The sequence below is a fragment of the Flavobacterium maritimum genome (assembly GCF_040049085.1).
GTDB lineage: Bacteria > Bacteroidota > Bacteroidia > Flavobacteriales > Flavobacteriaceae > Flavobacterium > Flavobacterium maritimum.
This window is the reverse complement of record NZ_JBDLZY010000002.1, coordinates 365,794-389,022: the sequence shown is the minus strand read 5'-3', so window position 1 is coordinate 389,022 and position 23,229 is coordinate 365,794. Positions and strand designations below refer to the sequence as shown.

Genomic DNA, 23,229 nt, shown 5'->3' with positions numbered 1-23,229 from the left:
ATAAACAGATGTTCAATAAATTAGTGCGATACAGTATTGGTTCTGATTTGATTATTTATGGTTTTAAATGCATCATAGGTTTTTTGATTGGTTACCAATTGTATCTGGGTTTTCCAGAATATGAATTGTATTGGACCTTACTTTCGATTATTCTGGTGATTTCGCCGGAAGCCAAGGACGCACATCGATTGTCTATTGAAAGGTTTAAATCAAATTTAATCGGTTCCGGTATAGGATTGATTTGTTTTCTTATTCATGATCCAAACATTTACATGGTGGTATTAGGAATTATTCTTTCGATTGCCACTTGTTATTTGTTTAATCTGATGACTGTGGCGCGAACAGCAATTGTAGCACTGATTATTGTGTTAATTCATGAACAGACACAAATCTCGTGGTTAGCAGCGGTGGAACGTTTTATATCGGTAACAACAGGATGTTTTATTGGCTTATCGATAACCGTTGTTACCACGTCCATTATCAACTATTTGAGGAAAAAAGCAAATCTTCCCGAGCAGGATTTAACAATTTTAAAATTTAAAAAATGAGTACAGAAGCGTATATAATTGATGGAATCAGAACGCCAATAGGCAGCTTTGGCGGGACATTATCTGCTGTGAGAGCAGATGATTTGGCAGCCATCGTCATAAAAGAATTGGTCGATCGAAATCCAAATATTCCCCCTGATGCAATTGACGATGTCATTTTAGGATGTCACAATCAGGCGGGAGAAGATAATCGCAATGTGGCCCGTATGGCGTCATTATTGGCAGGATTACCAGTTACCGTTCCCGGAGAAACCGTTAACCGTTTATGTGCATCAGGAATGTCTGCCATAATCGGGGCATCAAGAGCAATCAAAGCAGGAGATGGTGATATTTTTATTGCCGGTGGAGTTGAGCACATGACGCATGGTCCAATGGTGATTTCGAAATCATCAAAAGCGTATGGAACAGACTCAAAGATGGAAGATTCCAGTTTTGGATGGCGTTTTGTAAATCCAAAAATGAAACAAATGTACGGTACAGATCCGATGGGAATTACAGCTGAAAATCTAGTGGATTTATACGATATAAGTCGTGAAGATCAGGATGTTTTTGCTTACAATTCACAAATGAAAGCAACCAAAGCACAAGAAAATGGTGTGTTGGCCCAAGAAATTATACCCGTTAGTATTCCGCAACGAAAAGGGGAACCTGTTGTTTTTTCTAAAGATGAATTTGTAAGATCTTCTACAACTTTAGAAACCTTGGCTAAACTGAAACCGGCTTTCAAAGCAGAAGGAACGGTTACGGCAGGAAATGCATCGGGACTGAATGACGGAGCAGCAGCGACTTTTATTGCTTCTGGAGAGGCTGTAAAAAAATACAATTTGAAACCATTGGCACGAATTGTAAGTTCAGCGGTTGTGGGTGTTGAACCTCGCATTATGGGAATAGGTCCTGTTACAGCCACGCAAAAAGCTTTGGCGAAAGCCGGATTGACATTACATGATATTGATATTATTGAATTGAATGAAGCCTTTGCAGCTCAAGGTTTGGCATGCACAAGAGCTTTGGGGCTTCAGGACAATGATGCGAGAGTTAACGTAAACGGAGGAGCCATTGCGTTAGGTCATCCGTTGGGGATGTCGGGAACCCGAATCGTACATAGCGCAGCTTTATCCTTGCAACGTTTAGAAAAAAGATATGCTTTGGCAACCATGTGTATTGGTGTCGGGCAAGGTTATGCTGTAATTATTGAGCGAGTTTAAATTTTATAAACGCTCACAATCTAAATAATTTCCTGATGAGCAAAAAAAAGGACATACTCGAGGCTGCCCTAAAGCTATTCACAGAAAATGGGGAAAGGGCGACATCTACAAAATCGATCGCTTCTGAGGCAGAAACTTCAGAAGCATTGATTTTTAGGCATTTTGGTACTAAAGATAAATTACTGGAGGAAATTATCAAAAATGGGTACCAAGAAGCCACAAAATTGATAGGGAACTATTTAAATGACGAAAACGGATTGGACTACATTCTGAAAATTGTTGAGGTTCCGCAAATTTTGGTCGATGCCCATCCGGATTTTTGGGAAATGCAGCATAAAATTATTGCGCTTAATTCGCTTTCCCAAAAGTACCATGATGCTTTTATGAAACCGTGTTACGAAAAATTAAAGTTAGCTTTTTCGCAATTGCATTATGAAAACCCAACTTTGGAAGCCGAATTATTACTTATTTATATTGACGGAATGTGGAAACATTTTGCATCTCAACAAATGGATTCAAAAACGGAAAGTGACTTAATAAAACTATTACAACAAAAATATTGTGAGTTGAGGTAGGAATATCAGTCTTTTGGTGCAAACCAGATAAATAAAAACAGTTGCAGGAACTTAATCTCGCAACTGTTTTTTATTTTTATCAGAGTTTGATGATTTATATTTTAAAATGGTGTTTTAGCTTATAATTCCCAACCTAATAAAAGAACTCGCTACGTTCCCGAGCGTTGTGAATTGCTTTCAAAATTGTATTTTAGCTTATAATTCCCAACACTATTTTTTTTATTAAAAAGTTTGTTGTGTTGTGAATTGCTTTCAAAATTGTATTTTAGCTTATAATTCCCAACTAGCCTGTAAATTTTCTTGTTGATGCTCTGTTGTGAATTGCTTTCAAAATTGTATTTTAGCTTATAATTCCCAACTCTTTAATTTGATTGAAGTTTTCTGTAATGTTGTGAATTGCTTTCAAAATTGTATTTTAGCTTATAATTCCCAACAAAAATATCGGTCAGGAAGACATCTACAATGTTGTGAATTGCTTTCAAAATTGTATTTTAGTTTATAATTCCCAACCAACTTGGCAAACCATAATACCGTTTCGTGGTTGTGAATTGCTTTCAAAATTGTATTTTAGCTTATAATTCCCAACCATCATTTCGGTTTGCATTAGGTCTTTTTGTTGTGAATTGCTTTCAAAATTGTATTTTAGCTTATAATTCCCAACAAGGAAGAATCCGAGTATTTTAAAGCAAATGTTGTGAATTGCTTTCAAAATTGTATTTTAGCTTATAATTCCCAACAGTTCTGATTTTAGAAATCAAACACATGATGTTGTGAATTGCTTTCAAAATTGTATTTTAGCTTATAATTCCCAACGGAAATGTTGCACATTTAAACGAGCCTTATGTTGTGAATTGCTTTCAAAATTGTATTTTAGCTTATAATTCCCAACAAGGAAGAGTCCGAGTATTTTAAAGCAAATGTTGTGAATTGCTTTCAAAATTGTATTTTAGCTTATAATTCCCAACGCTAAAGCCTCGCAACAATACGACGAATTAGTTGTGAATTGCTTTCAAAATTGTATTTTAGCTTATAATTCCCAACCTTTAACAGCAACGGAACTGTCGCGCCTAGTTGTGAATTGCTTTCAAAATTGTATTTTAGCTTATAATTCCCAACCGGTTAGAGCTTTTGTGTTCTGAATCGCTTGTTGTGAATTGCTTTCAAAATTGTATTTTAGCTTATAATTCCCAACCCACGGTAAAACACCAGACGGCAGAGTGCAGTTGTGAATTGCTTTCAAAATTGTATTTTAGCTTATAATTCCCAACTTTCCAAACTGGCAATATCATTTACTTGCTGTTGTGAATTGCTTTCAAAATTGTATTTTAGCTTATAATTCCCAACAGCAATTGAGAATAAAACTCTTGGAGATTTGTTGTGAATTGCTTTCAAAATTGTATTTTAGCTTATAATTCCCAACATCCATTTATACAAGCGGGTTTGGCTGGTGTTGTGAATTGCTTTCAAAATTGTATTTTAGCTTATAATTCCCAACATACCGCGATCTAATCGTTTGATATCTTGGTAGTTATGAGCTTATTTTGAAACAGAAAAGGAATGGGTTTTATTTACTGGTGTTCAGAGGGTTATGTGTTTTTTTAATCCTATTAAACTAAAATAATTCTAATTGCTGCGAAGGTTTATCCGTTTCTACTGGTTTTTTTCCGTAAAAAAGCTCCATCATCCCAAATTGTTTGTCGGTTATTTGCATCACACCAATTTTGCCGTGTTCGGGTAAGTTGTTTTTTATTCTTTTGGTGTGGACTTCAGAATTTTCTCTGCTGGCACAAAAACGCATATAGATAGAAAATTGAAACATAGAAAAGCCATCGTCTAATAGTTTCTTGCGAAAAGCACCAGCTATTTTACGTTCCTTTCGGGTTTCGGTGGGCAGGTCAAAAAATACTAATATCCACAAACTTCTATATTGGTTTAAACGAGTGTAATATTCGTCATACATAAACAGGGTATAAAATTTTCCGTGCTGTTCCCTCAAAACATTCGTGTAAAGAATGCGTGGTTCTACTCATGGCAACCATCAACGGACTATTTTTTCCGTCAATGTAAACATCCATACTGGCAATACTCAACAAATGTTTTTTGATGTTGACAGTTAGTTCTTCAAACGAATCTTCCGTTTCCAAAATGTGACTCACGATTAAATCTACATAGGGTCGGTAAGGTTCCATAATATCATCCGCAAGACAATAAGCATTGTATTTGTTGCGATGAAAAATACCTAACGTTGGTAACATACCGGAACTGACAATCGCTCTGGCGGTAATAGCTCTAAGAATGGCATAGCCATAATTCAACAAATTATTAGGTGCCATTGCTTTCTGTCCTCTAGTAAAATTTTCTATTGGAAAGAGGTTTTGCCAATAATAAAGTGCCGCTCGCGATTCATGGTTGAGTGCATCTCCTGAGCTGACTTCTTTTGCCCAAATTTCCATTTTTCGCATCGGAATTCCTTTTTCCTTGAGTAATCCTGCCTGGTTCATGATTTTAGAGCTTATGGTTTGCTGCCACAAATTCTTTTTGAGCGGTACAGAAGCATTAATTTGATTTTTGAACCGTTCTGATTGCTCGGTGTGCCCATTGAGAGGCATTAACAAACCAACAGGTAAATGGTATTGGTCACAATTGATTAAAGCCACATTGTTATACGTCAATTTTTCGAGCAAACCATTAGTAATCGTGATTTGTTGATTTTCCAAAACGATAACGCCAATATCTTCAATAGCCACAGTTTTGGTTTCTTGCTCCTTGTCAGGATAAGAGATTACAATTTGCTCATTTTTAGTGCTCAAATAAGCAGGGTTGGCGAAGAAAAGGGTACGCTTTATCATAGCTAATATTCTCCTAGTTGAACAATTTGACCTAAATGATTGATACGGACTTTGACTATCCCCTCAAAATAGGGTAAACTTTTTATTGATTTGTATGTTATATCTTTTAGTTCTTTTACGTCATTTATTCCTGTTTCTAAATGATGTCTAAATACGTAATCTCTAACAGAAGTATTACCGTACTCTACTTTTGAAAATTTTTGAACTCGGAATAAATTTTTACTCACTATTTCTTTATTAATTGGATTATGAATATCAATATCTTTCGGATTGAAATTTTTGGAAGGAAATATAAAAAACTCGTTTTGCTTCATGGAAAAAAGAAATTTCCATCCTTTTTCGTGATTTTTATTGATAATAGATAATCCTAGATTATTACGAGTTACGGCATCAAAAAAAGAAATTACCTCATCTTGTAAATTACCTTTTTCATCTTTGTAAATAGCGACATGATGATTATTCCCAGTACTGACAAAATCAGCAGGAATTGGATTGCCGTTTTCGTCTAAAATTTCGTTTCCAAGGTGATCCTTTTTAGTATGTAAAGCTTGTGCATTGCTCACGCCACTAATGGTAACTCTCTTGATAGCTATTCCTTTTTCTTTATTTTGCCAAATTGGATTTTCGTCCAGGTTTACAAAAGCTTTTTTTGCATCTCCATTAAATTCATTTAAACGATTTTGAAGAATAGCTTTTAATCCAGTATCAATTACTTTGTCAATTTTTAAATCAGGTGTAATATCTTTCCTGATGGTGTAATTGTCCTCAAACCAAACTGTTTTTACTTTTTCAGGTATAATTTCTGTTTTCTCGGCATCTAAATAAATTGGGTTTTTAGCCAAAGTATTTTTTCCGGTAAAAGCCTTTTTTGGGTCGTTGTCATTTGCAGCTAAACGATTCAATAATGCTTCACGATATTGTTTTTTAGCTACTTTTGTGATGTATTCTTTTGTGAAATTGGCACCAATTTTTTCCTCTTTGGTTACATATTGTTGAAGTTTTCCATAAACAGTTTCTTTGTGTAATTGTCCGCGAGGAGTGAGTTGTATTTTCTCATTATTACCATTTTTCATTTTGGTAATATTTTTGTTTTTTGTAACTACCTTGTTCTTGGCTTTATATGAAATTAAAATGCTTTCCAATTGCTTTTTTGCTTCTTCTCTAAAGTTAGGCATAGGAGCTATAAAACGTAGTTTATTATTCTTGTCTCTCTTTAAATATTTAGATTCTATCCCTAAAATGGATTCACCTTTTTTGTTATTTATATCTCGAGCATTCAAATTATTCAAATACTGAATATAAGCAGGTTTGGTGAAGGCAACTGTAATGGCATCCATAGCATGATGACGATGGTCGTTTCGTTTGCTCCAATCTTGAATTTTGTATAAACGTTCTCCGTTTTTACCTTCTTCTTCTTTAGTTAATCCCAATTTATGATATTTATCCCAGTTTAGTTCTTTCATTACATCCACTAATTCCCAGTCTTCGCGCAATTTATCTGTTACACTTCCAATTGTAGCGGTTACATTTCGCGAAACTTCTAAAAGGATTTCTTTTGCTTTTTTTGCTATATATTGTGTTTCTCTTAATTGACGGTCGATAAAACCTTCCGGAATTTCATTATCTGCCATCAAGAGCTTACTTTGTTTGGTGCGGCTTATTTTTCCAAACAAACCTTTTATTCTTTTTTGATATTGGTCAAATTCCTCAGGAGAAAGTTTTTCTTGTAAAAATGAATAAGCCGTTTTATTGCTTTTATCAATATTTAGTTGGCGTTCACAAACAGTTTTATTCGAGAAACTATCGTCAAATAATCTTGATTTTGGTATGATGTGTTCAATATCATATTCTTTAGAAAAAAGCTTTGAAGGTTCAATCGGTTTTCCTGTGTAAAGTGAAATACCATCAGATTCTTTCCAAAGTTTATAACGGATTATGTCGTTTCTGGTTACACGGTGGATTCCAAATTCTGCGTGTAATAATTTCCTGATTTGTTCATGCTCAGCTGTGCTTTTGTTAATTGCTTTGGTCATTTCACTACGTTGTTCGTTGTTGTTTTTCAACTCACGAGCTAATTCAACTCGAATTTCATCCGGTTTTCCCATACGTGGGTCTGCTATAATAGCATTTATCACATTAATCATTTGATTAAGGATTTTTTCTACCACTGGATTTCGTAAACTGTTTTTTTTGAGCAATGCTAAGGTATCTTTTAGTACTCTATCGTTATTTTGCTCTGTGGTTAATGATGACGAATGATTGTAGCCAGCCATTAAACAAGCTTTGTCATAAATTTGTCCATCCATCAAATGAGGTAATATTTTTTTGATAGCTTTGGCACTCAAACTACCGTAGTCCGCTTGTAGATTTATATTTAAAAGAAAGGGAATGTGATTTTCTTTGAAACCAAATTTACTCATCAAACTTTTCTTTAAAAAATCATCATCTTCTGCTGAATACAACAAATGCCATAATTGATAATAAGGTTGTTTGTCGAAATTATTGCCTTGAATGTTCGGGTCAAAATCTAAAATATTAGTGCTGATATTTAAAGATTCAAATATTGGAACGACAGCTTCTTTTATTTCTAAAGATTTCATTTTAAAAAAATCCATTTCATATCCTTCCACTTCAAGTATTTTTTCAAAAGCTTTATAAATAGAAGTATTGGTTCTGTTGCCTTCAATTTTTTTGAAATTAACGGTATGAGTTCCTTTTTTTAGTTCGCAAAAAGTTAACATTTGAGCATCTGTCATGCTTTCTTTAAACAATAATTCTTGAGCAATATTTTTTTTCAAGTCTTCGTCTAAAAGAAAAATTTCTTTTGTAGTTTCGTTTTTAACTACAATATTATTGATGTTTTGCCAAATCCTGAATTCCTGAAATAATGGAGATGATTTAGGAATGGCTTTATGTCCTTTTTCAAATTCACAATGACTGATTAAATGTTTTTGTGATTTTAATTTTCGTTGATAAAAAATTGTAATGTCACGAACTTCTGATTTCAGTTTGTCATTTAATTCGGGATGGTATTTGGCTTGGGTTTCCCATATTCGCTCAAATTCATCCAAATAGTCCTGACGATAGAATACTTGATTTTTTAGTTTTGAATGAGTATTATTTTGAAGTTGTTTGTATTGAAATTGTCCGACAGTTTCTTTGTTGAAGTATAATTCCTTGCTTCGGTCGCTGATCGCGCCAAGATATCCGCTAGACTGGTTGATTTGATTATTTATTTCAGTAATTACAAAAGCTAAAACTTTCAAATCAAGTTCATTTATTAAAGCTTCATTTCTCCATTTATAATGTTGTAATTTGGTTTCGTCTCGACTTCCCTTGTTTTCTGCTAATTCTATTTTTAAATCTCTTGTAAAATATTGATAAGTTTGCGCTCTTGATTTTCCTTGAATGTCTTCCAGTAATTGCTTTTTTATTTTTTCCGAATGAAATTGATTTTGAAAATGTACAATTTTTTCTAATTCCTTTTGCAAATCAGATCTATAGAAATCAGGAATGTATTTACCACCATTAGATAATGAATTGAAAACCCATTGTCCTGGAGTTAAATTGTTTTCGAAAAGTGTCGTTGCGATAGTCATTCCGTCAATTGCTTCACCTTCTTCGGCAGTTTTTGCTTTTCTGCTACTTTTATATCCACGTTTTTTATTAAGCATTAGTAAAACTTGAACTAATTCTTCTGTGGTTATAGCTTCGGTTGCTGATTTGGCTCTTAATTTATAAGATGAAAAGGTAGTTTCTTTTCCCGTTTCTGCATAAACAAAATCAGTAGGAATGAATTTTATCTTGCTAAAAGTCTCTAGTAAAGCATCTCTTCTTTGTTTAAAACGTTGTAAACCTCTTCGTGCTCCACGTTTCAAAGTTCTATCTGCATTAATGGAAATTGTATTACCTTTTTTAAAGTCAGCTTCCTCGTCTGTGGTGAGTGGAACTATGCGGACCCCTGTATTTATTATTGCTGATACTTCATCACTATTTTCTGCTTCATTGATAAACGACCATCCTATCGATGTTGTCCCTAAATCCAATCCCAATATTTTCTTCATTTATATTTTTTTAGATGATTTTACGTAATAAAAAAAATTATCTTGAAATTTAATCAAAAGAAAATTAACTGCTTTACGGAAAACCTCAATAGAATATTAAAACTTTTGTTGTATACTTGCATTACAATTTTGAAGCAATTCACAATAAGGATTATTCCGTTGTGAAAACATTCAAAGCGGCCTCACAAGGGTCGCTTTTTTTTGTAAAATAAGGAAGTAGGGGGTGACTTTATTCTTTTGCGGAGATTTAAAAGAATATTTTGATAGCCTTAATAAAACTATTACAACAGAAATATTGTGAGTTGAGGTAGGAGCATCAGTCTTTTGGTGCAAACCAGATAAATAAAAACAGTTGCAGGAACTTAATCTCGCAACTGTTTTTTATTTTAACTAATAATCAAAACGTTTAAAAGCTTCTATGGCTTCATATTCGGCTAGGCCTAAATCATCATAGAGTTTCGCTGTATTTTTGTTGCGATCTTCCGCTCGTACCCAAAATTCTCTGGAGTCATTCCCCTGGAACATTACTCGATCTTTTTGGGATTGATGGAATAAAATAGCATGCCTTTTTAACAAAACCTCGTCCGGACTTAAAGGAACTGCCATATCGATCTCATGGATATCCCATTCGTGCCAAGCACCTCTGTACAACCATAACCAACAATCATCCATATAAGGTTTTGATTTTAGTTCGGCCATTGCAGCAAATATCGCATTCAGACAGACTTCATGGGTACCGTGTGGATCAGCCAAATCTCCGGCAGCAAAGACCTGATGCGGTTTTATTTGGTCAATAATGCCTTTGACTATAGCTATATCTTCCAGTCCTAATGGGTTTTTCTTTACAAGGCCTGTTTCATAAAATGGAAGGTCCAGAAAGTGTGTGTTTTCATCTTTTAATCCGATATATCTTGTAGCGGCATAGGACTCTCTTCTTCTGATCAACCCTTTTAGTTTTCGAACTTCAAGAGAGTCTATCTGATTTTCAGTTTTGTTATTTAAAAAATCAATAACTGATTGAAAATTAATATCACTGTTTGTTGTGCCAATAAAATCATTGCAGACTTCAGCAAATTTTAAGGCTTCATCATCTGTAACGGCAATGTTTCCAGAAGTTTGGTAGACCACATGAACCTCATGTCCTTGTTTGATTAATTTCGAGAATGTTCCTCCCATGGATATCACATCATCATCAGGATGCGGGCTAAAAAGGATTACTCTCTTTTTGGCTGGATTTGCTCTTTCCGGTCTGTGGGATTCATCTGTATTGGGTTTTCCGCCCGGCCATCCAGTAATGGTGTGCTGCAATACATTGAACATGTTAATATTCAAATCATAAGCAGAACCTTCCTGTGCCAAAAGATCTGACATTCCATTGTTGTTGTAGTCTCTGTCAGTCAGTTTTAAAATCGATTGATTTGTTTTTTGGCATAGCCAAACAATCGCTTTACTTTTTAATGCCTGGGTCCAAATACATTCTCCAACCAACCATGGCGTTTCAAATCGGGTTAACTCTGATGCAGCAGATTGGTCTAAAACGAAAGTAGCATTAGTGTGGTTTTGCAAAAATGTCGCAGGAACTTCAGAACTGATATCACCCTGAATAGTTCTCCTTATAATGGAAGCTTTGTTTTGGCCCCAAGCCATCAGCACAATTCTTTTGGATCTCAGAATTGTTGAAACACCCATCGTAATTGCTCTTTTAGGAACATTATCAAGACCATTGAAATCAGAAGATGCATCGACTCTGGTAATATGATCCAAAGTAATAATTCTGGTTCCTGAATTGATATGTGAACCTGGTTCGTTAAAACCCACGTGACCTGTACGGCCAATTCCTAGTAATTGAAAATCAAGTCCTCCCGCATTTTTTATTTTTACTTCATAGTCAACACAGTATTGATTTAGGTTTTCGATAGCAACGGTACCATCAGGAATATTGATGTTTTCCGGATTGATATCAATATGAGTAAAAAGATGCTGATGCATGAAATAATGATAACTTTGGTGGTTCTCCTTGGACATTGGATAATATTCATCCAAGTTAAAAGTGATAACATTACTAAAGCTTAGACCTTCCTCTTTATGCATACGAACCAATTCCTCATAGACCTTAATGGGAGAGGAACCGGTAGCCAAACCAAGGACACAGGATTTGTTTTTGGCTTGTTTTTCTCTAATTAATGCTGCGATTTCCTGCGCAACAATTTTTGAAGCTTCCACAGAATTTTTGAAAATTTCATTGTGAATTTTTTCGAATCTCGTTTCTTCAAATTTACCGGCACTTTTATAGCTGATGTCAGGTTTAATTTCTAAAACACTTTTCATTGTAATTTTTATTTGAGTTAGTTATGTTGTTATTTTTTTGATCAGCATTTTTATGTTGCTTGTTTAAATCGGATTATAATTCAAGGTTTCTATTTTTGAGAGGCTATCATCAAACTTGACAAAACTGGCCGGAAAACCGGGTTTTATTTTGCCCAATTGATTTTCCATATTGATGGCGCTTGCCACACGAGAAGTAGCCATTTTAACCGCTTCATCAGCAGATACATTTAAATGGTGGAAAGCGTTTTGAACAGCTTCCATCATCGAAATACTGGCACCGGCCAAATTTCCTTCTTCATTTCTGTAAAAACCATTCTCCAGATGAATCTCAAAATCTTCCCATTTAAATTTGGAAATTTTGCGCCCTAAAAAGGCGGCATCACTGATTAAAAAGAATTTATCTTTCTTTAGTTTATATGCTATTCTTGCGGCGGCATAATCACAATGGGCACCGTCTAAAATGACAGGGGCATAGACAGCTTCATTTTCGAAAGTTGCGCCAACCAAACCAGGTTCCCGATGACCAAATTGAGTCATGGCGTTAAACAAATGAGTAACCAATTTAATTCCTTTCGAGAAATAATATTGAGCTTGTTTGTAGGTCATCGTTGAATGTCCCGCAGAGATAACAATTCCACTCTCTAAAAGCATATCCAGTTGTTCGTCAGTAAAACATTCCGGGGCAATCGTTATAACTTTTATCACGTCTTTACCGTAACGGATGATTTCTTCCAACTCAGAATTGGTTGGTAAACGAACCTGATTGATACTGTGGGCACCACGTTTTAAGGGGCTCAAAAATGGTCCTTCTAAATGCATGCCGATTACTCCGTTATTGTGTTTTGCCTTATAGTTTTGAACAGCCTCAATTCCTTTAAGAATTGCTTCATTAGAAGAAGAGATTAGACAAGGAAGCACATGGGTAGTTCCATATTTCAAACTGCTGAGATAAATATCCTGAATAGTTTCTTCTGTTGGAGTTTGGCTAAAATAATGCTTTTCGCCACCATTTATTTGGATGTCAATAAAACCCGCTGAAATATGGCTCCCCTGTAAATCAATTAACGGAATATCATTAGGGATTTCTTTTTGCACCGAAACGATTAATCCATTTTCTATAATAATGGCGCCATTAGTAATTATTTCATCTCCAGTATGTACAATCCCGTTAACAATAGCATTTTTCATTTCTTATAGTTTAATTGTGTTTAACTTATTTCTGTTTAAAAAAGTGTAATCTTACTGGTTTATTTTTTGATTACTTTTTTACTAATTGTAGTTTTTGAGTCACTTACTTGTAAAAGATATATTCCATCGGCTTGATTTTCAAGTGAAAATTGTACTTCTTTGGTATCCATATTATCTAGTGTCATCTGGCGAATGAGTTTACCCGATAAATTAGATATTTTAGCAGTAACTTGTTCTTTCGCATTATTAATGGTAACCTTCAATAAATCATTCGTCGGATTAGGTTCTAAAGTAATATTCAATTCAGAATCTATGTTATCTTCTCCATTCAAAATTGCACTTGATACAGAGTTATTATTGATTTTAATTAGACTACCAGTACGCTTAGCGGATTGGCCGGGAGTATTCGGGATAAATACATCAGTACCACTAGATAACCAATTCAGACTGAATCGTGCAAAATACATTTGATATGTGGAACTTTCCCCATTTTCATAATAGATTCCAAGTGTTCCATCAGGCAATACCGTTAAACTGGAATAAGCAGAAGCTCCTGGGAAAATTGTTTTTCTGATGGGCCATGTCGCTCCTTCATCAGTGCTCATTAATACAGATACATTACTTCTGTTTCCAGCAAAGGGAATGGTGTGTAGCAAACGGTTTTTATCGTATCCGTCTAAAGTTGACGTGTAGCGTATAAAGTCACCATCACAATTTGGATCGGTAATATTAGGTTGATTGTATGCAGTACCCCACGAAACGCCTTTATTGGTTGATATATTAAATCGGCGTGTTCCCGAATTGCGAATACTCATCATTAGATTACCATTGTTTAGTTCTACAATTTTGGCTTCGTCACCTCCTGTTTCGGCAATACCTGTAGAAGTTATCCAAGTGATGCCACCGTCAGTACTTGAAATCATGTAATTATTGATTCCTCCACTTGATTCTCTGACGCAAATGGCTGCCACAATACGTCCATCTCTTAATTGATGTGCTCTACCTGAAGCTACAAATACTCCTAACCAATTTTGGGTAATAGGATTGTTGCAATTGGCACCATAAATTTGATTGGTGATATCGACTGGTGCACCCCAGGTAACTCCGTTATCAGTGCTCTGCAATATTTTATTTTAATTGGATTTGTTGGAGTTGAAGCAAAGAAACCTAAATCAGCAGCAAGTAAACAAATCAAATCACCAGTTGCATTATCCACAACCAATGCGGCATCTCCAACCCCTGTTGGCGCACCAAAATTAGCAATGGTTACTGGATCAGACCATGTTTTTCCATTATCTGTACTGCGACGGACCACAGGATCAATTTTTGCGGCTAAGTCTCCGGCATGATTCCATCTTTTGTCAGTTACGGTTACTAATGAGCCATCTGCTGCTGTTATGATAGCTGGGATACGATAATTTGACGACCCGGCATCTCCAGGAGTGAATAAAAGGGTATTAGTCAATAAAATTAGCCTGCTACCAGAAACGGTACTGGCAACGGTATTATAAAATATCGAATTAGCTAGGATTGATTCACAGCTTGCGTCCAATAGATTTCCTTCAGTTGCTCCGGAAGCTACATCGTATGTAATCCAAAGGTAGTTATCTCCAGAGGTTAATGTTTGTGATCCATTAACGGATAAGTTACCTGCAGCTGGAGTTACAGTTCCAAATAATGTAGCGGTTCCTGTATTAAAAATAGAATTAGTTCCGCTTGAGTAAATTTTGATATTGGTAACATCAGAGATGTTAGTCGTCCCGTTCATGGTAAAGTTTAAAGCGTTTACAGTAAGCGGATTTATGGTTCCGTTTGTTGTAATTTTTACAGCAATAATACGTTGGCTCGTATCGCCAATTCCCGTAGGCAGTTCGGTTTGGATTAAGGAAACCGAATTGATTTGCATACTATTTGTCTGCGCTATTACCGTGGCTCCACCATTTAAAGTACCGGGATGGTTATGGCCTGAAATATCGGGAACAGTAAGTCCGTTTACATTTTCAAAGTCCCATGCGGCTAATAAATTAGCTTCAGAGCCAGTCACAATGGCTATTTTATCAGCGGTAATTTCAGCGGATGTTAATGCTTTGTTCCAAAAACGGATGTCGTCTATCTGAGCATTCATATAAGAAGCAAAATTACTAAGTGTACCAAAGAGTAAATTTCCGGTATTAGAAACCGTGTTTATTCCTCCAATATTTGTTGTTGTTTTAGTTTGTTGTAAAGTTCCGTCAACATAAATTTTGCAGCTGGTAGTAGCTACATCAACAACCATTGCAAGATGATGCCAGGAATTATTAGAGATATTTGTTGTACCATAAGGAGGGCCTGCTGCACCGCCGCTTGTTGTTAAATTAACTCCAAATTGACCTCCACCCGAAGATGAATTATTGATAAACTCGTAACCAATTCCTGAACCGTTAGGTCTTTTACTCAGAATACGTTTAGAGAAATCGGCGGTTTTGATTCGGCAGGTAACAGTTAAACTTTGTCCTGCGGCCAAATTGAAATCGGCATGATTGGCAACAGACATGTAATCATTGATACCATCTAAAGACAAAATCATCGGAAAAGCATTCGATACGGTTGGTGTTCCAAAAAGAGTTCCCGAATGGTTGTTACCCGAAACATCAGGAACAGTAGCACCATTGATGTTTTCAAAATCCCAAGCTGCAAGAAGGTTCGCAGTCGGACCATTTACAACTGTGGTCATGTCAGCTATCAGCTCTGCAGCGGTCATTGCTTTATTCCAAACCCGGATATCATCAATTTGCCCTGCCCATTTGAAATTGTTATTAGTGTCAGATGTGGCTCCTATAACAAAGTTTAGAGCATTGGAAAAATCAGAAGAAATGGATGTGAAGGTTTTCCCGGTATTGGCTAAAACACCATCCACATAACCATAGACGGTTCTGTTACTGGAAGCATCTAATACCAATGCGATATGATGCCAATTTCCATCAGCAATGGAATTTGTAGAATAGCCTGCCGTACTTATACTGTTAGGGGTACCAGTGCCTTGCATATTCATCGCAAACTTACCGGCATTTGTACCATTGCCGGTCCAAAATTCATATCCGTTGCCAGAAGCTCCATTTCTTTTAGCAAAAATGCGAGGAGTTCCGCTTGTAGTGGTTGTTTTTATCCAACAACTGATTGTTTTATTCTCGCCAGAGCCAAAATCTAAATCGGTATGATCAGTTACCGTCATATAAGTACTGGTTCCATTAAGGTTTAAGACCTTACCACTTTGTGCTTTTAGGTTATTACCGTATAAACACATAAAAAACAAACAAAAAGAAAGTAATACATTTTTCATATTTTTTAATATTTGGTTAAAATTGGTTAGTAAAGCGTAAGATTATAATCAGGAACGATTTTTGGCTAATTGACGGTAATCGAGCTTAACTGTCTTTTAAATACTCATTAAGCAGTTGCAAACAATACCATTCCTGTCGTGGTAAGTGAAAAGGTCCTTTGAACAAGTTTCCTTTTGCCGTTTGGGCAATGGTTCCATCTTTATGTAAATATCCAAACCATTCTCCGTTTTCTCTATCATGGAATTTACCGTAGGAATAGTCATGTACCATTTTATGCCATCTGGCATATTTTTCATTTCCAGTCATAGTGTAGGCCAGTAATGTCGCGATAATGACTTCATTATGAGGCCACCAAAATTTCATATCCTGCCAGTATTCCTGAACTGGTTTATTATAGACATCACGGAAATATAAAATACCTCCATGTTCTGCATCCCATCCGCGTTCCCACATATAATCAAGCATTTTACAACCCAGTTCAATTAAATGAGGATCATTATTGCGGTATTTTGCTTCATGCAAGATAAACCAGGCTCCTTCTATGGCATGCCCTGGATTCAAGGTGCGGCCATCAATATGATCAATAATAGAACCATCCGGCGCTACCTGTTCCATCACACATTTAATGTCGTCTTTTACAAAATCGGTTTCAATTTCTGCAATCCATTTGCTTATCCATTCGTTACAACGAGAATCTCCTATATTTTCTCGTAACTGTTGTGCTGTATTAATCATAATCATAGGAGTGCCAATTCCTTTTGATGGTCGGTTAGAAGTAAATTTGGGTTGCAGCAAACCGGGAGTAGTGGCGTACTCGATACATTTTCCGAATAGAAAACGTGCTTTTTCGGCAGCTGCTTCGTCTCCGCTGGCTTTTGCGTAAGCTGAATTTGCGATAACGGCAAAAGTTTCAGAAAAATAATAACGACGTTTGCGTATCGGTTGTCCATCTCGGGTTACGTGAAAGAACATTTGTCCATCTGTATCAAAACAATGCTTGTTCAGAAAATCAATACCAGTTTTCGAACCTTCCAACCATTCTTGTTTTGGGGCTACCGTATTGTAAAGGGTAGCTAACATCCAGGAAGCACGACCTTGTATCCAAACGGCTTTGTCATCATCAATCAAAGTTCCGTCTTTATCACGCATTAATAAATAACCTCCAAACTCGGTATCAATAGAACGCGGAAACCAAAAAGGCACTGTGTCATTTAGCAATTGATTCTGATAAAAATCTTTTAAATTCAGAAGATCTGTTTTTGAATAGCTCATTTTTTAAAGTATGTTTTGTAACTGGTATTTTTAATTTGTACCAGATGTTAATTTTTTTTTTCTCGTTTAGCCAGTAATAATAGGGTTGACTGTTTTTTAGTTTTCAGCTGTAGGATTCAGTTCCAGTTTAAAAGTAGAACAGGGCAAACCGGCTTCATTAACCAAATTTGCATTGGTGAACGCTTTCCAGGCATATAAAACCGTCCTGATTTTTTCATCTTTCGGAACATTAATAATCACCTGATTTTTATTTATTGTTGCCTTGCTTTGAAGGCGAATTCCCTTGTCGTTTACTAATTCAAAACCAATTAATTCCTTTTGGTCTGAGGTGGTTAATTGTTTGGCAAATGCAAATGAAATCTGGATAGTGCCTTTTTTCTGAATGGCTTTTAAAGGGTTGGGGCCATTGGCAATGACAGGTTTTCCATAAGTGTAATGCAAAGCCAGAAGAGCCAATCGATCAGCCACTTCTTTTTTCTTTATCGGATGAACATTTAAAGAATCACCATAATCCATACTAATGGCCATACCGCTGTTTGGTATTTTATTTTGTATTTTATTTTGGGCATCTCTGAATGCGGGCCAACTTGGTCGGTCGATACTTGATAATTGCACATAATAGAAAGGAAAATCTGCTGCCCAGGCTTTACGCCAACTTTGCACCAATACCGGCATCAGATGCTCATACAAATCAACATTATGGGTATTGCTTTCTCCTTGGTACCAAATCACACCTTTTATCGGGAAGTTTGTAAAGGCTTCAACAGCTGCTTCAAAATTGTACGCGGGATCATAAGGATGACGTTGTTTTGGATTTGTTGCATTTTTCAAATTCAGATTGGCGCGCTCTCTAACCCAAGGCATGATAAAATCCGATTTACGCCAGTTGGTTAAAACATCGACCACTTTATCATCATGTTCCAATGTTTTTCTGTCAATCCAGGATTCTATTGGTGATCCGCCAACAGCAACTTGAATTAAACCTATGGGCACATTTTCTTTCTGGCCTATGTTTTTTCCAAAGTAATAAGCAATGGCCGAAAAATCTTTGGCACTTATTGAATCACAAACTGACCAACTTCCGGAAAAGAATTCCTGCTGATTGGTTTTTTCCAGCGAAATCGAGTCCCAAGCCGTTTCATCAGTCTCACGGATTGCTTTGGCATGGAACAGTCTAATAGGGGAATTTTCAATTATTTTTTTTGCCTCTGCCAAACCATTTTCTGAATTTTTAAGTTGAAAGGCCATATTCGATTGTCCGGAACAAAACCAAACATCACCCAGCAGAATATTTTTTAGAACGATGCTTGTTCCTTTAGATTGAATTGTCATTTCATAAGGTCCGCCTTGTGTCATAGCAGCGAAAGTAATTCTCCATTTTCCGTGTTTATCAGCAGTGGTGGCTTTTTTTTGTTTTTTAAAAGTCACCTCAATACTATCACCTCCATTTGCGGTTCCGTATACAGCAATAGTTTGATTGCGTTGCAAAACCATGTTGTCAGTGAAAACAGCAGCTAATTTTAGTCCGCCATAATTTTGTGTGATGGCCTCATAAACGGTTTTAGCCAAAATAGTTGCTCCTTCTTTTGTTGGGTGCAAAGCATCAGGAAAAAGGTCCGGACGCTTGTATAGCTTTTCATGAAAATCAATTAAATCTACCTGATTTGCTTTTGCAATGTTTGGTATATGGGATTGAATTTGCCAAAACCAATCTCTGGTTCCCGACTTGAATCGGGGATGCTCATTAAAAATGGGTGTTAATTGGCAGATGTAAATTTTTACAGCCGGATTTTGTTTTTTTAGGGCATCCAATAGCCAGGCGTAGTCGGCATCAAATTCCTCTTTATAATTAGGCCAATTTCGGGGATCGGTATCATTTAAACCCAAATGAATAATGGCAATGTCCGGTCTGTAAGCAATGGCATCAGCACATGCTTTTGTATTAGTGTAAGGCGTACTTCCTTTTCTCAAAAGTGTTGCGCCGCTATGTCCAAAATTTTTCACCTCATATTTTTCACCCATCAGCATTTGAAGCTGAGAAGGATAGGATTCATTTGTAGCATCAGATAAGAGATAACCCGCTGTTACGGAATCTCCAATACAGGCCACTTTAAGGATTGCTTTTTGTGCAACCGACTCAAAATGAAAGGCTACTGAAATGAAAAAGACCAATAAAAATAGATTCCTTTTTATCGTATTCATGTTTTTATTTTTCAGAAATTATCAAAAAAATAGGCGCAAATTATCCCTCAAGGCGGAACACAAGGCTCCGCCTCAACAGATAAAAACAAACCCAACTAAAAAACCACTTAAACTAATTAACTGATGCTAAAAGATTTTATGCATCAACAAAATCATTCACTTTTGGACGAAGAAAACTGATTTGAACCAGTAATGCAATCACAACAACCGCCGCCATTAGTGCAAAACCATAGCCTAGAGTTCCGCTATCTGATGATTTACCTAATAGTGAAGTTACTAATGCACCACAACCAACTCCGGTCATATTTAGGACACCATAGGCTGTCGCCCGGTGTTTTGAAGAAACAAACTGACATATAATAGGCATGTTATTGGCATCAAACATTCCGTAACCTATACCAAAGCAAAGTGCCGCTCCCACCACATGGAATAATGAATGTCCAAAACCTATTAGTAATAATGCAGGTATTGTTAAACTTAGCCCGATGGCACTGGTGTAAACCCTGCCTCTGATGTTTTTTTGAACCCATTTGTCTGATAAAATGCCGCCAAAAATAACGCCCAATAATGATGAGAATGATATGGTGATGGTAGCTATAGGTCCAGCCTGTTCCATCGGGATTGCTAAGTTTTCTGAAAATAGGGTAGGTAGCCAGTTTTTAGTGGCCCAGCCCGGTAAGCTTATAATTGCAAAATAGAATAAGATAATCCAAAAAGAGATATTGGTAAATAACAAAGCCAAACCTTTAAAAAGAGGTGTTTTTTGATTGGTTCCTATTATATCTAAATCAATAGGTTTTACCTCAGCAACTTTTTGTTCTCTTAATAAGAATACCAAAACGAAAGCATAAATAACACCAGCCATTCCAAAATAATGAAAAGTAGTATGCCAGGAATAAGTTGCGGCGATTGTTGCTCCAAAACCTCCTAAAGCAGAACCAACATAAAGTCCGGTCATGTGAATTCCAATAGCGAGTGATCTTGTCTTTTGCTGATGGTAGTCGGCTATGAGAGATAAACCGGCAGGGATATAAAGGGCTTCACTTACTCCCATAAGTGCTCTTAACCAATACACCTGATTGTAAGTGCTGGCATAACCCATGGCATAAGTTACTGCTGACCAAACAAATAAACTTCCTACAATTAACCATTTTCTGTTTAATTTGTCTGCGATTATACCGGATATAGGACTCATTAAAGCATAAATCCAAAGGAATATGGCCATTAAACGTCCAAAATTTTCGCCGGATACTAATTCAGGGATGTCGGCTTCCATTGACGGACGCATAGTAGCCAGCATTTGTCTGTCCATGTAGTTTAACAATGCTACAAGCCATAGCAAGCCTACTACTACCCAAGGATAATACTTAGAATTTTTCATATTTTATTTTTTTTTTAAAGTTTAGATCTTCTTTTTTCAACATGGAAAAAAGAAAACAAAACCCATTGTATGTGCCTTTATTTAATTGTTCCTAACATGATATCAGGAGTACGAATGCCTGGTTTTATTTCTCCATTTGACAAAACAATTTCGCCATTCCATAGGGAGGCTGTTGTTGTTACATGAGCGAGAAAAGGCAGTTCACCAATCTTAGACCATGAATTGCTAAGGGTATCGTATAACAAGATTCCTTTGTAAAAACCGTCATGAGCAGTGTTCAGTACATTTTTCTCAGCAGCCAGTCTTGCCTTCTCTTCAGGAGAATCGGTTTTTGCAATTTGGGCTAAATAAGTTTCTATTTTATTAAAAACAAGACCATTATCACCACCAACCAGTAAGATGGAATGATTTCCCACAGCCACACCTGCACCAGCTGAAAAATTGGTTGTTTTTTCTCCATCTGAAATGTTGGCACGACTTTCCCAGTTTTGTTTTTTTAGATTAAAAACAAAAGTGGTATTGTGTAAATCACTTATTCCGGAAGGTGTTTTGGTTCTGCCGCCAATCACATAAATATTGGTTCCTTCTTTGTCTTTTTGGGCAACCACAACCGAATTTGCCAAAGGAATGGGTAATTTCGGTAAAGTTTTCCACTCCGGATTGCTACTGTTTAGATCCAGGCTTAAAAACTGATCAGAAGATTTAGTCGATTCATCACCGCCAATGGCGTATACAACATTTTCAATGTGCGTCAAGCCAATATTTGTAATGTGCAACGGAAAATTTGGTAACGATTTTATTACAACCTCATTTTTAGCAGCGTCCCATTTTAAAAGGAAGGCTTTATTTGAAAGTCCATTTTCATTTTCACCACCCACATATACCACACCTGAATTGGTAGCGGTATTTCCGCAATAGGCGATAGGTTCCGGTAATATGTTGTACACCTTTTTATTCCAGCTATAGGTATTGTTGCATTTCTGCAAGACATGAATTTCTTTTGAATAGTGTTTTTTTCCTCCTTCCCAAGGCATTTTATCCTGAAAATTGGCACCTCCGCTAACGATTAAAACATCATTGGTAATACCGTTAATAGCACCCGCAAAACCTAATGATATACTGCCATCAGCATTTTGCAGTTGCGCTGCAGTTTTCCATTCTACCTGATGTATATCTGTTGTTTGTGAAAAGCTTACGGTTGTTGACATAAGAAAAAAAGTAAGGATTAAAGAAAAAATGGATTTATTCATTGTGCTTGTTTTATGATAAAACGAACTGGTATTATTTTGATTTGAAATCTTCAAAATTTAGGCTTTCCACATCTTTTTTGAACAATTCGAATTGGTCAGCACTCATGTTTTTAACAGGCAATCTAAATTCACCTAAATCCAAACCAACTACTTTCATATACGCTTTCCCCACAGAGATTCCGCCATATTTTCCCAGTAAACGAATCATGTTGATTGATTTTTGCTGTAAAGCACGAGCTTTAACCAAATCATTGGTATTGAAAGCATCTATCAAATCGTAATATAATGGAGCAGCATAATTGAATGTACTTCCTACAGCACCTTTGGCACCCAATACCAATGCGGATAACATATTTTCGTCACGTCCCCAAAGCATATCGTATTTTCCTTCTTTATAACTCATGCAACTTTGGAAATCCATAAAATCTTCATGAGTGTATTTGATACCGGCAAAATTCGGAAGCTTACCGTCTAAGGCCTGAACTAAATCAAACATTGGTAAATTTACACCTGTTAATACCGGAATGTGGTAGTAATAGAAAGGCATATTAGGAACACTTTCGGCGACCTGGATACAAGCTTGCGCTAACATGTCTACATTGGCCGGTTTGAAATAAAATGGAGCGGTCATGGAAACGGCATACAACCCGATATCATAAGCATGTTTTGCCAAATCGATACAATCTGCAAGACAGGTTCCACCTAAAAATACCATTACTTTAAAGTCGGGATCACGATTAGAACAATTGGCCCAAGCTTGCGCAACGGCTTTTTTCTCTTGTAAGGTGATAGAAACTCCTTCGCCTGTAGATCCGTTAATAAAAGCACCCGTTATACCGTTTTGTTTTAGAAAAGCATAATAAGCAGGAATCAGGTTGATATCTAATTTTCCATTGCTGTGAAAAGGGGTGAAGGGAGCTGCAATAAGTCCTTGTAAATGTTCAATTTTCATGAGGTATTTTTTTAAATTGTCTTTTTAATGCTGTTGAGTTAGACCGGGAACCTAAATATTCCCGGCTTACTACTGATAATTGATCTCTTAAATCC

Annotated in this window: 15 protein-coding genes and 1 CRISPR repeat array; of the genes, 3 read left to right on the top strand and 12 right to left on the bottom strand. The window is 36.2% G+C overall.

Annotated features, from left to right (window positions below; genetic code table 11):
- Nucleotides 1-8 precede the first annotated feature (8 nt).
- Genes ABEB23_RS05675 through ABEB23_RS05665 form a run of 3 tightly spaced genes read left to right on the top strand, consistent with a single transcriptional unit; the run spans nucleotide 9 to nucleotide 2,328 of the window.
- Nucleotides 9-548: an FUSC family protein gene (locus tag ABEB23_RS05675; protein WP_348811471.1), complete on the top strand. Its 540-nt coding sequence runs from the start codon at nucleotides 9-11 to the stop codon at nucleotides 546-548.
- A complete protein-coding gene (gene pcaF / locus ABEB23_RS05670) occupies nucleotides 545-1,753 on the top strand; it encodes a 3-oxoadipyl-CoA thiolase (protein ID WP_348811470.1) in 1,209 nt (402 codons plus the stop codon). The genes ABEB23_RS05675 and pcaF overlap by 4 nt, the downstream gene beginning before the upstream one ends.
- A 35-nt stretch (nucleotides 1,754-1,788) precedes the next feature.
- Nucleotides 1,789-2,328, top strand: a complete 540-nt coding sequence (locus ABEB23_RS05665) for a TetR/AcrR family transcriptional regulator (RefSeq protein ID WP_348811469.1) — start codon at nucleotides 1,789-1,791, stop codon at nucleotides 2,326-2,328.
- Nucleotides 2,329-2,491: 163 nt separating this feature from the next.
- Nucleotides 2,492-3,823: direct repeats of the CRISPR family, unit length 46 nt; unit sequence GTTGTGAATTGCTTTCAAAATTGTATTTTAGCTTATAATTCCCAAC.
- A gap of 117 nt (nucleotides 3,824-3,940) precedes the next feature.
- Here ABEB23_RS05665 and cas2 read toward each other — a convergent pair.
- From cas2 to ABEB23_RS05605, 12 genes are all read right to left on the bottom strand, one after another.
- Nucleotides 3,941-4,288, bottom strand: coding sequence for a CRISPR-associated endonuclease Cas2 (gene cas2 / locus ABEB23_RS05660; RefSeq protein WP_348811468.1), 348 nt, complete (start codon nucleotides 4,286-4,288; stop codon nucleotides 3,941-3,943).
- Complete coding sequence (gene cas1 / locus ABEB23_RS05655) at nucleotides 4,281-5,177, bottom strand: type II CRISPR-associated endonuclease Cas1 (protein ID WP_348811467.1); 897 nt, start codon at nucleotides 5,175-5,177, stop codon at nucleotides 4,281-4,283. The genes cas2 and cas1 overlap by 8 nt, the downstream gene beginning before the upstream one ends.
- A 2-nt stretch (nucleotides 5,178-5,179) precedes the next feature.
- Entirely contained in the window at nucleotides 5,180-9,241 is a 4,062-nt protein-coding gene (gene cas9, locus ABEB23_RS05650) for a type II CRISPR RNA-guided endonuclease Cas9 (RefSeq protein WP_348811466.1), read from the bottom strand.
- A gap of 390 nt (nucleotides 9,242-9,631) precedes the next feature.
- Nucleotides 9,632-11,569 carry a glucosamine-6-phosphate deaminase gene (gene nagB / locus ABEB23_RS05645; protein ID WP_348811465.1) on the bottom strand — a complete coding sequence of 646 codons (1,938 nt, stop codon included), beginning with the start codon at nucleotides 11,567-11,569 and terminating at the stop codon, nucleotides 9,632-9,634.
- A gap of 63 nt (nucleotides 11,570-11,632) precedes the next feature.
- Nucleotides 11,633-12,757, bottom strand: a complete 1,125-nt coding sequence (gene nagA / locus ABEB23_RS05640) for an N-acetylglucosamine-6-phosphate deacetylase (protein ID WP_348811463.1) — start codon at nucleotides 12,755-12,757, stop codon at nucleotides 11,633-11,635.
- Nucleotides 12,758-12,816: 59 nt separating this feature from the next.
- Nucleotides 12,817-13,881 carry an exo-alpha-sialidase gene (locus tag ABEB23_RS05635; protein ID WP_348811462.1) on the bottom strand — a complete coding sequence of 355 codons (1,065 nt, stop codon included), beginning with the start codon at nucleotides 13,879-13,881 and terminating at the stop codon, nucleotides 12,817-12,819.
- Nucleotides 13,779-16,076 carry a LamG-like jellyroll fold domain-containing protein gene (locus ABEB23_RS05630; RefSeq protein WP_348811461.1) on the bottom strand — a complete coding sequence of 766 codons (2,298 nt, stop codon included), beginning with the start codon at nucleotides 16,074-16,076 and terminating at the stop codon, nucleotides 13,779-13,781. Before ABEB23_RS05630 ends, ABEB23_RS05635 begins: the two co-directional genes overlap by 103 nt.
- 85 nt (nucleotides 16,077-16,161) lie before the next feature.
- Entirely contained in the window at nucleotides 16,162-17,349 is a 1,188-nt protein-coding gene (locus ABEB23_RS05625; protein ID WP_348811460.1) for an AGE family epimerase/isomerase, read from the bottom strand.
- Nucleotides 17,350-17,445: 96 nt separating this feature from the next.
- A complete protein-coding gene (locus tag ABEB23_RS05620; RefSeq protein ID WP_348811458.1) occupies nucleotides 17,446-19,551 on the bottom strand; it encodes a GDSL-type esterase/lipase family protein in 2,106 nt (701 codons plus the stop codon).
- Between the two features lie 136 nt (nucleotides 19,552-19,687).
- Complete coding sequence (locus ABEB23_RS05615; protein ID WP_348811457.1) at nucleotides 19,688-20,932, bottom strand: MFS transporter; 1,245 nt, start codon at nucleotides 20,930-20,932, stop codon at nucleotides 19,688-19,690.
- 77 nt (nucleotides 20,933-21,009) lie between these two features.
- On the bottom strand, nucleotides 21,010-22,182 hold the full coding sequence (locus tag ABEB23_RS05610) for a galactose oxidase (protein ID WP_348811455.1): 1,173 nt from the start codon (nucleotides 22,180-22,182) through the stop codon (nucleotides 21,010-21,012).
- Nucleotides 22,183-22,213: 31 nt separating this feature from the next.
- On the bottom strand, nucleotides 22,214-23,134 hold the full coding sequence (locus ABEB23_RS05605) for a dihydrodipicolinate synthase family protein (protein WP_348811454.1): 921 nt from the start codon (nucleotides 23,132-23,134) through the stop codon (nucleotides 22,214-22,216).
- Between the last annotated feature and the right edge of the window lie 95 nt (nucleotides 23,135-23,229).

Bases quoted from the DNA above. Each gene is read 5' to 3' on its own strand.
- ABEB23_RS05625 (WP_348811460.1), bottom strand. From the start codon at position 17,349: ATGAGCTATTCAAAAACAGATCTTCTGAATTTAAAAGATTTTTATCAG.
- ABEB23_RS05665 (WP_348811469.1), top strand. From the start codon at position 1,789: ATGAGCAAAAAAAAGGACATACTCGAGGCTGCCCTAAAGCTATTCACA.
- pcaF (WP_348811470.1), top strand. From the start codon at position 545: ATGAGTACAGAAGCGTATATAATTGATGGAATCAGAACGCCAATAGGC.
- ABEB23_RS05615 (WP_348811457.1), bottom strand. From the start codon at position 20,932: ATGAAAAATTCTAAGTATTATCCTTGGGTAGTAGTAGGCTTGCTATGG.
- ABEB23_RS05610 (WP_348811455.1), bottom strand. From the start codon at position 22,182: ATGAATAAATCCATTTTTTCTTTAATCCTTACTTTTTTTCTTATGTCA.
- cas9 (WP_348811466.1), bottom strand. From the start codon at position 9,241: ATGAAGAAAATATTGGGATTGGATTTAGGGACAACATCGATAGGATGG.
- cas2 (WP_348811468.1), bottom strand. From the start codon at position 4,288: ATGTATGACGAATATTACACTCGTTTAAACCAATATAGAAGTTTGTGG.
- nagB (WP_348811465.1), bottom strand. From the start codon at position 11,569: ATGAAAAGTGTTTTAGAAATTAAACCTGACATCAGCTATAAAAGTGCC.
- ABEB23_RS05675 (WP_348811471.1), top strand. From the start codon at position 9: ATGTTCAATAAATTAGTGCGATACAGTATTGGTTCTGATTTGATTATT.
- ABEB23_RS05630 (WP_348811461.1), bottom strand. From the start codon at position 16,076: ATGAAAAATGTATTACTTTCTTTTTGTTTGTTTTTTATGTGTTTATAC.
- nagA (WP_348811463.1), bottom strand. From the start codon at position 12,757: ATGAAAAATGCTATTGTTAACGGGATTGTACATACTGGAGATGAAATA.
- cas1 (WP_348811467.1), bottom strand. From the start codon at position 5,177: ATGATAAAGCGTACCCTTTTCTTCGCCAACCCTGCTTATTTGAGCACT.
- ABEB23_RS05620 (WP_348811458.1), bottom strand. From the start codon at position 19,551: ATGAATACGATAAAAAGGAATCTATTTTTATTGGTCTTTTTCATTTCA.
- ABEB23_RS05605 (WP_348811454.1), bottom strand. From the start codon at position 23,134: ATGAAAATTGAACATTTACAAGGACTTATTGCAGCTCCCTTCACCCCT.